This window comes from Anaeromyxobacter sp. PSR-1 (genome assembly GCF_000964525.1).
GTDB lineage: Bacteria > Myxococcota > Myxococcia > Myxococcales > Anaeromyxobacteraceae > Anaeromyxobacter.
Genome location: NZ_BAZG01000190.1, coordinates 1 through 8,597, shown reverse-complemented (window position 1 = coordinate 8,597; position 8,597 = coordinate 1). Strand labels below are relative to the sequence as shown.

Genomic DNA, 8,597 nt, shown 5'->3' with positions numbered 1-8,597 from the left:
CCGCGGCTCGTCGAGCGTGTAGAGCCAGAGCCGGTCCGCCCAGCCGCGCGCCTCGAAGTGCGCCCGCCAGGCGCGGAGCGTGGCGGCGAGGTCCGCCTCCGGGCCGTCCCAGACGCGCCCGGCGATGCGCACCTCGGCGAACGCGCCGCGCACGCCGGGCACCAGCGTCCCGTCCAGCACCGGCCCGACCTCCGCGTCGTAGCGCGTCCAGTCGAGCGCGCAGCGCCCCGCCGTGCAGGCGCCGTCGGGCGGGTCCGCCGAGAGCGTGAAGGGCGTCACCCGGTGGCGCAGCGCGGCCGCGGCGAGCGCGCGCGCCACCTCGGGATCGTCCGGCACGCCCAGCGCGCGGGTGCCGAGCCGGGTGGAGAGGCCGAACGGCGCGGCGAAGGTGCCGGTGCGCGGGATCGCGAACGGCCACACCCGCAGCCGCACCGGGACCGCGGCGGCGCGCCGGCCGCCCGCCGAGAGCCGCACCACGCCCGCGTACGTGCCCGGCGCGGCGTCCTGCGGGACGCACACCTCCACCCAGATCGCCTGGAGCCGGCCCGCCGCGACCTCCAGCGGGAACGCGCGGCGCGCCTCGCGGAACCAGGCGTCGCGCACCGGGACGAGCGGGTCCGGCCACTCCCCGGCGGCGCCGTCCGGTCCGCTCGGGCGCGCCAGGCGCACCGTGGCCACGCGGTAGAGCGCGACCGGGATCCGGCGCCCGCGGCGGCGCTCGTCGGGGCGGAGCGGCGCGGCCTCGGCGCCGAGCGCGAGCGGGGCGCCGCGGGGTCGCACCGCCACCTGCGCCGACTCGCACTCGCCGCGCGCCGCCACCAGGTCCACCGCGCGCGCGGCGGGGAGCGGATCCGAGGGCCGGAGCTTGTCGAGGCCGCTCGCCACCGCCCACTCGAGCGCCGGCTCCGCCGGGGCCCGGAGGACCGGGCCGGGGCGGGCGAGGGCGAGCAGGGCGAGCAGGAGCGCGGGGGCGGTCACGCCGCGAAGGTGGGCGCCCGGCCTCGCGGGCACAAGCGAGCGCGCGGGCTCACCCCGCGCGTGCGCCGCCCGGGCGGGCGGTCCTCAGCGGGCCGCCGCCACCTCGCCGCCGGGCCGGTAGCTCTTCAGCGTCGCGACGATGCTGCCCACCGCGAAGTCGGCGGAGGCGCGGACCAGGATGTGGCGCGGGTCGTCGGAGAGCCACATGTACGAGTCGCGGCTGGTCGAGAACTTCCCCTCCAGCGCGGTGCGGACCTTCACCTTCAGCGTGGGGAACGTCCCGGCCGGCGTCTCGATGCGCTCCTGGCCGACCACCTCGGCCACGAGGGTGAACTGCTTCGACCCGGAGACCACCGGCAGCTCGTACCGGTGCCCCATGGTGAGCGGCTGCAGGCGGATCCACATGAACGCGCTGGTCAGGTCGTGCGCGTCGGCCGCGATGGGGAAGGTCTTCTCCTTGCGCTTCCCCTTCCGCTGCACGACCACCGTCGCCTGCCCGTTCGCCCGGTCGAAGCGCGCCGAGTCCACGTGGTAGTCGCCGACCTCGTACGCCTTCAGGTCGGAGCCGCGGCTCATCCGCGCCGTGGCGTCCCAGTACGAGACCAGGTGCTCGCGGATGTCGATGAACCCCGCCACGCCCTCGGTCTTGGCCTGGAAGATCACCGGCCAGACGTCGCCCTCGGGCTGGCCGACCACGATGCGCCCCTCACCCGTGGGGAGGTTCAGGTACCGCACGCTGAAGACCGTCTCCTCGCCCGGCGCGAAGGCGTCGGCGCGCGAGGCGGGGACCGCGGCGAGGAGGGCGGCGAGGGCGAGGGTCCAGGTCTTGGTCATTGCGGCGGATCTCCAGTCGCTTCTTCCGAGCCACGCCGCGCGCGAAGCGGTGCGCGGTCACCCGGAGACAGAGCAAGGCCGGTGCCACGTCCGCGCCAGCCGGACATTCTTCGGGATTCGAAGGCCGCTGCGCAACGACTGATGCGGGAGCGCGACAGGCGTGTCGCGCGTCCGACACGGTCGCCCGGCCTTCGGGGGTGGTCCCTCCGACCAGAATGGACGGGAGGGTCCCCCGCATTCCCACCCCCTCGCGCGAGGGACGCGGCCGGGCGCCCGCTCGCTCGCGCCTCACCCCGAACTGGTCTAGGCTCGCGCCGAGCCGCGGCCGGGCGCGCGGCGGAGGGAGCAGCGCGGTGCCGATCGATCGCGGGTACGAGGACGACGACGTCGAGTCGGACGAGGGGAGGGGACGGCGGTTCCAGGACTTCGACTGCCCGGACTGCGCCGCCAACAACCCGTACGACGACGGCTTCGGCGACGGCGACGAGGTCCGCTGCTTCTACTGCGGGCAGGACTTCTCGGTGGTGGTGACCGAGGCCGGTCGCCTGCGGCTCAAGCCGCTGTAGCCGGGCCGGCGCCGCCGCGCGCGCCGTGCGGCGGCCGCGCGCCGAAGATGGCGGTGCCCACGCGGACCAGGGTCGCGCCCTCCTCGACGGCGATCCGCCAGTCGGCGCTCATCCCCATCGACAGCTCGCGCAGGCCGAGCCGGTCGCGCAGCGCGCGGAGCGCGCGGAAGTGCGGGCGCGGGTCGTCGGCGGGCGGCGGGATGCACATGAGCCCCGCCAGCTCGATCGACGGCAGCGCGCGGACCGCGGCCGCCAGCGCCTCGACGCGGTCCGGCGGGCAGCCCTCCTTCGACGCCTCGCCGCCGACGTTCACCTCGAGCAGCACGCGCGCGGTGGCGCCCTTCTGCCCGAAGCGGCGCGACAGCTCGGCCGCCAGCTCCTCCCGGTCCACCGCGTGGACGAGCGCCACCCGGCCGGCGAGGTACTTCGCCTTGTTCGTCTGCAGGCCGCCGATGAAGTGCCAGCGCAGGCCGGGGAGGTCGGCGAGCGCGTCGGCCTTGGCGCGCCACTCCTGCGCGTAGTTCTCGCCGAAGTCGCGCTGGCCGGCGGCGTACGCCTCGCGGATCGCCTCGGGCGGCTGCGTCTTCGAGACCGCGACCAGCGTCACGCCGGCCGGCAGCTCGGCGCGGATCGCGGCGAGCCGTTCGGCGATGCTCACGGCCGCTCCCACGGCAGCGGGAAGCCGGCGCGGCGGAGCAGCGCGGCGGTCTCGGCGAGCGGCAGGCCCACCACGTTCGACACGCTGCCGCGGACCTCCTGCACGAACGCGCCGCCGGAGCCCTGGATGGCGTAGGCGCCCGCCTTGTCGAGCGGCTCGCCGGTGCCGACGTACCAGTCGATCTCGGCGTCGCCGAGCCGCGCGAAGGCGACCTCGGTCGCGACCACGGCGTCGAGCTCGACGCCCAGCGCGCTCGCGTTGCGCCGGACGCACACGCCGGTGAGGACCTCGTGGCGCGTGCCGGAGAGCGCGCGGAGCATCCGCCGGGCGTCCTCGGCGTCGCGCGGCTTCCCGAGCACCTCGCCGCCGAGCACCACCGCGGTGTCCGCCGCGAGCACCACGTCGCCGGGCACCGCGCGCGCCTTCTCGCGCGCCACGCGGAGCACGTAGTCCCGGGGCGCCTCGCCGGGCAGCACGCGCTCGTCGGTGTCCGCCGGGCGGACCTCCAGCTCGAGGCCGAGCTGCCCGAGCAGCTCGCGCCGGCGGGGGCTCTGCGACGCGAGGACGAGCCGGGGCGCCAAGCGCGGCCCTCCGCCGCTAGGGCTGCGGCGCGGCGGGCTGGGTCGCGCCGAGCAGCGCCACGTTCTCCTCGATCCTCGCCTTCCCGCGCAGCTCCTCCAGCCAGGCGCGGCGCACCTGCTCCGCCTTCATGCCCTGGAGGCGGGCCTCGATGCCGGCGCGCTCCGCCTCGAACTTCGCCGGATCCGGCGACTCGCGCAGCTCGACGGCGGCGATCACCGGGCCGCTCGGCGTGTCGAAGACCTTCGGGAGCACCTCGCCCGCCTTCGCGGCGAGCGCGGCCTGCGCCAGCTCGGGGGCCGCGCCGATGCGCGGCACCACCGGCGAGCCGGCGCCGAACGGCCCGGTCTCCTCGGCGGCAAGCACGGTGCCGCCCAGCGTGACCTGCTTGCCCTTGCCGGCGGGCGGGAACTGCTCGCCGAGCGCCTTGCCCTTGCGCGCCGCGTCCAGCGCGGCCTGCGCCTTCTCGCGGGCCAGCGCCTGCGCGCGGTCGCGGGCCAGCAGCTCGCGGGCGATGTCGAGGCGGGCCGCCTCGAGCGTCACCTGGCGCGCCGGGACGACCTCCTCCGCGCGGATGAGGTGCCAGCCGGCGGGGGTGCGCACCGGCTCGGAGACCTCGCCCGCCTTCAGCGCGAGCGCGGCCTTGGCGAACGCGGCGTCGGCGAGCCCCTCGGAGACGAAGCCCAGGTCGCCGCCCCGGTCCTTGGTGTTCGGGTCGTCGGAGAGCGCCGCGGCCACCTTGCCGAAGTCCTCGCCCTTCTTCACCCGCGCCGCCGCCTCGTCGATCTTCTTCCGCGCGGCCGCCTCCTCGTCGGCGGAGGCGCCCGGCGCGACGCGCGCGAGCACGTGGCGGACGTGGACCCTGGCCTTCTGGTCGTAGCGGTCGGCGTTCTCCTTGTAGAACGCCTCGACGCGCGCGCCCTCCTTGTCCGCGAAGGCCTTCGCGTCCGCGTCGGACACCTTCACCTCGGCCTGCGCCGCGGAGACGGGGAACCGCACGAACTGCAGCGCGGCGCGGTCGGCCGAGGCGGCCCACTGCGCGCGCACCTCGGTGGCGGGCACCTTCACCGTCTCGACGAGCGCGCCCAGGATCTTCTGGTAGAGCAGGTCGTCGCGGACCGCCGCCTCGAAGTTGCCCGGCGAGCCGTAGTTCGCGCGGACCGCCTCGAGGTAGGTCTCGTAGCGGAACTGGCCGTTCTCCTGGAACGCCGGCATCTGGTGGACCGCCTCGGACACCTCGCGGTCGGTGACCACGACGCCGCGGCGCCGCGCCTCCTGCAGCGCCAGCTCGCGGTCCACCAGCACGCCCAGCGCCTGCCGGCCGAGGCCGAGCTGCGCGGCGAGCTCGCGGGTGAAGCCCTCACCCGCCTGTTGCTGGTAGAAGCGGAGCAGGTTCTCGTACTGCCGCTCGAAGTCGGCGGCCGAGATGCTCTTGCCGTTGACCCGGGCGGCGTAGGCCGGGGCGCCGCCGCAGCCGGCGCCCCCCTTGGACAGCGAACCGGGACCGAAGTTGATGGCGAACACCACCACGATCCCGAGGACGATGAGCCAGGAGAGGATGCCCTTCTTGTTGGCCCGGACGATATCGAGCATGAAGCGATGCTCCGAGTTGTTGTAAGACGAACGCCCTGGAAAGGGGTGGGCGCCGCGAAGTTGAACACCCTAGTCAACAAGGGCTAAAATGCAAGGGTTTTTGGCCCTGCTGGAGTCTCCGGAGTCCCCGTGTTCGCCTTGCTCAAGCGGTACCGCGAGCTGATCCTGGTCGCGGTCCTGCTCCTCGTGCCCCTCGGGGTCTTCTTCGCCCACGCAAAGCAGCCCAGCGAGCGCACCCGCCTGGATCGGGTGGTGCTCTGGATCACCTACCCGGTGCAGCGGGTGGTGGCGTGGGGCGTCACCGGCGTGCTCGACGGGTGGCGGGGATACGTCGCCTTGCGTCACGCGCAGGAGCGCGCGGCCGACCTGTCACGGCAGGTGAACTTGCTCCAGATGGAGAAGCAGCAGCTGGTCAGCGAGCGCGCCGAGGCGGAGCGGATCCGCAAGCTGCTCGCGTTCGCGCAGGCCACCCCCGAGCGCACCTACGTGGGCGGGCGGGTGATCGGCGTGCGCCTCGGCACGGCCGGCCTGCAGATCGTCACGCTCGACCGCGGCGCCGCCGACGGCGTGGACCGCGCCATGCCCGCGGTGGTGGCGGAGGGCGTGGTCGGGCGGGTGCACTCGGTCACCGACCACACCGCCGACGTGCTGCTGCTCACCGATCGCAACAGCTCCATCGCGGTGCGCGTGGACCGCACCCGCGCGCGCGCCAACGTGCGCGGCACCGGCAAGCCCGACGGCTGCAAGCTCGACTACGCGCTCCGCACCGAGGACATGATCGAGGGCGACCAGGTCGTCACCTCCGGCACCGACGGCGTGTTCCCGCCCGGCCTGCCGGTCGGCCGCGTCACGCACCTGCAGCGCAGCGCGAACGGCCTGTTCCAGGAGGCGCAGGTGATCCCCGCGGTGGACGTCACGCGCGTGGAGGAGCTGCTGGTGATCACCTCGGCGGAGCGCGCCGTCGAGGCGCAGCCCTCCGCGTACGCGCCGGGAAGCCAGCGGTGAAGCCGCTCGCGCACGTCGTGTTCGCCCTGCTGCTGGCCGGGCTCCAGGCGGCGGTGCTCCGCTGGGTGGGCGGCGGCGCGTTCTCGGTCTCGCTGCTCGCCGCCTGCATCGTCTACCTCGGCCTGCAGGGCGGGAACGTGGACGGCTCGGTGGCCTCGGCCGGGGTCGGCTACGTGCTCGACCTCATGACCGGCTCGCCCAAGGGGCTCATGACCTTCCTGGCGGTGGCGGTGTTCGTGCTCGCCCGCGGCGCCGGCGCCGCGGTGGACGTGCGCGGGCGGGCCGGCTTCGCCGCGCTCTCCGGGCTGGGCGCGCTGACGCTCTCGCTCGGCGCCCTGCTGCTCACCCGGCTGACCTCGGCCCCGGAGGTGCAGCCCGGCGCCGCGCTCCTGCCGCGCATGCTCCTCGAGGCGCTCCTCACCGCCGCGGCGGCCCCGCTGGTGGCGGCGGGCATGCGCCGCATCGACGGCCTGTTCCACCGCGAGGAGCCGGGGCTCCTGCGCTGACATGTCGCTCATCCCGCCCAGCGCGCCCGGTGCGGCGCAGAAGGAGTTCCGGCCGCGCCTGGCGTGGGCCACGGGTCTCGTGGTGCTCGTGTTCCTGACGCTGCTCGGGCGCCTGTACCAGCTCCAGATCCTCCGCGGCGACGAGTACAAGGAGCGCGCCGACGAGAACTTCGTGAAGGAGCTGCGCATCCCCGCCGACCGCGGGCTGATGCTCGACCGCAACCGGCGCGTGCTGGTGGACTCGCGGCCCTCGTACGACGTGACGCTCACGCCGTACTTCTGCGGCAAGCAGTGCGACGAGATCCTGGCGCGGGTGGCGGCGCTGCTCCAGATGTCGCCCGAGGAGGTGGCCCGGGCGCAGGGGCAGCTCCGCTCGGCGCGCAAGCTCGAGCGCTTCCGCCCGTTCACCGTGAAGGTGGACATCACGCGCGAGGAGCTGGACCGGTACCTGGCGCGCCAGATGGACCTGCCCGGCGTGGACGTCCAGCCCATCCCGCACCGCAACTACCGCTTCGGCGGCCTGGGCGGCCACCTCATCGGCTACATGAACGAGGTCGGGGGCGAGGAGCTGAAGCGGCTCAACGAGGAGCTGCAGCGCACCGCCTCGCCGCAGGGCCCGTACTACATGGGCGACTACGTCGGCCGCCGCGGGCTGGAGCGCCGCTTCGAGCGCGACCTGCGCGGCGTGGACGGCAAGGAGCGCGTGCCGGTGGACGCGAAGGGGCGCCGCAAGGAGGACGCGGACGACCTCATCCCGCCCGACCAGCGCGTGGTGCCGAGCGTGCCCGGGCGCAACCTGGTGCTGTCCATCGACTGGCGCCTGCAGGAGTTCGCCGAGAAGACCTTCCCCGCCACCGCCGGCGTGGTGCTGGCGATGGACGCGAAGACCGGCTTCCTGCTGGCGCTGGTGGACCGCCCGGCGCCGGACCCGAACAAGATGTCCGGGCGCATCACCTCGGCGGAGCTGGCCGCGATCCACTCCGACCCGCTGCAGCCCGAGCTGTTCCGCGCCATCCAGCAGCACTACCACCCCGGCTCCACCTTCAAGGCGCTCACAAGCATCGCGGCGCTGGAGGAGGGGGTCTACAAGCCGAACACCTCGGTGTACTGCCCCGGCCACTTCACCATGGGCCGGGCGCGCTGGCGCTGCGACAAGGACAGCGGCCACGGCTACGTGGACTTCGAGCACGCGCTGGGCGCGAGCTGCGACGTGTTCTTCTACCAGGCGGGCGCGCAGCTCGGCGCCGACGCCATCGCGAAGTGGGGCCACCTCTCCGGCCTGGGCGTGCCCACCGGCTTCGACATCGCCGGCGAGGTGCCGGGCGTGGTGCCCGACGCGGCCTGGCACGACAAGCACCAGGCCGGCGGCTACCAGCGCGGCATGGCGGTGAACCTCTCCATCGGGCAGGGCGACGTGAACGTCACGCCCATGCAGCAGCTCGTGTTCTACGGCGCGCTCGCCACCGGGAAGCTCTGGAAGCCGCAGGTGGTGCTGCGGGTCGAGGACCCGGACGGCAAGGTGGTGCAGGCGTTCGCGCCGGAGACGCGCGGCACGCTGCCCATCAAGCCGTCCACGCGCGACACGGTGCTGAAGGGGCTGCTCGCGGCCGTGAACCAGCCGTTCGGCACCGCCTACTCGCAGCGCTCCCCCGACTACGTCATGGCGGGCAAGACCGGCACGGCGCAGGTGGTGAAGCTGGGCGCGCGGCGGCTCAAGGCCTCGCAGGTGTCGTACTTCGAGCGCGACCACGCGTGGTTCGCGGCGTTCGCGCCGGCGGAGGATCCGGAGATCGTGGTGGTGGTCCTGAACGAGCACTCGGGCTTCGGCTCGTCCAACGCGGCGCCGACCGCGTCGGCGCTGGTGAAGCGGTACATGGA

General features: G+C 74.6%; 9 protein-coding genes. 4 read left to right on the top strand and 5 right to left on the bottom strand.

What is annotated here, in order from left to right; genetic code table 11:
• Together PSR1_RS19630 and PSR1_RS19625 are read right to left on the bottom strand one after the other, a co-directional pair.
• Positions 1-978, bottom strand: a 978-nt coding sequence (locus tag PSR1_RS19630) for a glycoside hydrolase domain-containing protein (protein WP_237758161.1), incomplete at its 3' end; no start/stop codon positions are given.
• Positions 979-1,062: 84 nt separating this feature from the next.
• A complete protein-coding gene (locus PSR1_RS19625) occupies positions 1,063-1,812 on the bottom strand; it encodes a DUF3108 domain-containing protein (RefSeq protein WP_059439106.1) in 750 nt (249 codons plus the stop codon).
• 353 nt (positions 1,813-2,165) lie between these two features.
• On the opposite strand from PSR1_RS19625, the gene PSR1_RS19620 reads away from it, so the two are divergent.
• Positions 2,166-2,378, top strand: coding sequence for a hypothetical protein (locus PSR1_RS19620; RefSeq protein ID WP_059439105.1), 213 nt, complete (start codon positions 2,166-2,168; stop codon positions 2,376-2,378).
• Here PSR1_RS19620 and PSR1_RS19615 read toward each other — a convergent pair.
• The 3 genes from PSR1_RS19615 to PSR1_RS19605 are packed head-to-tail and all read right to left on the bottom strand — an operon-like array spanning position 2,365 to position 5,208.
• Complete coding sequence (locus tag PSR1_RS19615) at positions 2,365-3,036, bottom strand: YggS family pyridoxal phosphate-dependent enzyme (RefSeq protein WP_082100312.1); 672 nt, start codon at positions 3,034-3,036, stop codon at positions 2,365-2,367. The two genes, PSR1_RS19620 and PSR1_RS19615, sit on opposite strands and share 14 nt — an antisense overlap.
• A complete protein-coding gene (locus PSR1_RS19610) occupies positions 3,033-3,617 on the bottom strand; it encodes a nucleoside triphosphate pyrophosphatase (protein ID WP_059439103.1) in 585 nt (194 codons plus the stop codon). The genes PSR1_RS19615 and PSR1_RS19610 overlap by 4 nt, the downstream gene beginning before the upstream one ends.
• 16 nt (positions 3,618-3,633) lie before the next feature.
• Positions 3,634-5,208 carry a peptidylprolyl isomerase gene (locus PSR1_RS19605; protein WP_059439102.1) on the bottom strand — a complete coding sequence of 525 codons (1,575 nt, stop codon included), beginning with the start codon at positions 5,206-5,208 and terminating at the stop codon, positions 3,634-3,636.
• 129 nt (positions 5,209-5,337) lie between these two features.
• On the opposite strand from PSR1_RS19605, the gene mreC reads away from it, so the two are divergent.
• The 3 genes from mreC to mrdA all read left to right on the top strand — a co-directional run.
• Positions 5,338-6,213 carry a rod shape-determining protein MreC gene (gene mreC / locus PSR1_RS19600; protein WP_059439101.1) on the top strand — a complete coding sequence of 292 codons (876 nt, stop codon included), beginning with the start codon at positions 5,338-5,340 and terminating at the stop codon, positions 6,211-6,213.
• Complete coding sequence (locus tag PSR1_RS19595; protein ID WP_011421551.1) at positions 6,210-6,719, top strand: hypothetical protein; 510 nt, start codon at positions 6,210-6,212, stop codon at positions 6,717-6,719. The genes mreC and PSR1_RS19595 overlap by 4 nt, the downstream gene beginning before the upstream one ends.
• A gap of 1 nt (position 6,720) precedes the next feature.
• On the top strand, positions 6,721-8,597 hold a 1,877-nt coding region (gene mrdA / locus PSR1_RS19590), incomplete at its 3' end, for a penicillin-binding protein 2 (RefSeq protein WP_059439100.1).

What these genes read in the sequence shown, in the direction of transcription:
- PSR1_RS19625 (WP_059439106.1), bottom strand. Translation starts at nt 1,812, where the DNA reads ATGACCAAGACCTGGACCCTCGCCCTCGCCGCCCTCCTCGCCGCGGTC.
- PSR1_RS19605 (WP_059439102.1), bottom strand. Translation starts at nt 5,208, where the DNA reads ATGCTCGATATCGTCCGGGCCAACAAGAAGGGCATCCTCTCCTGGCTC.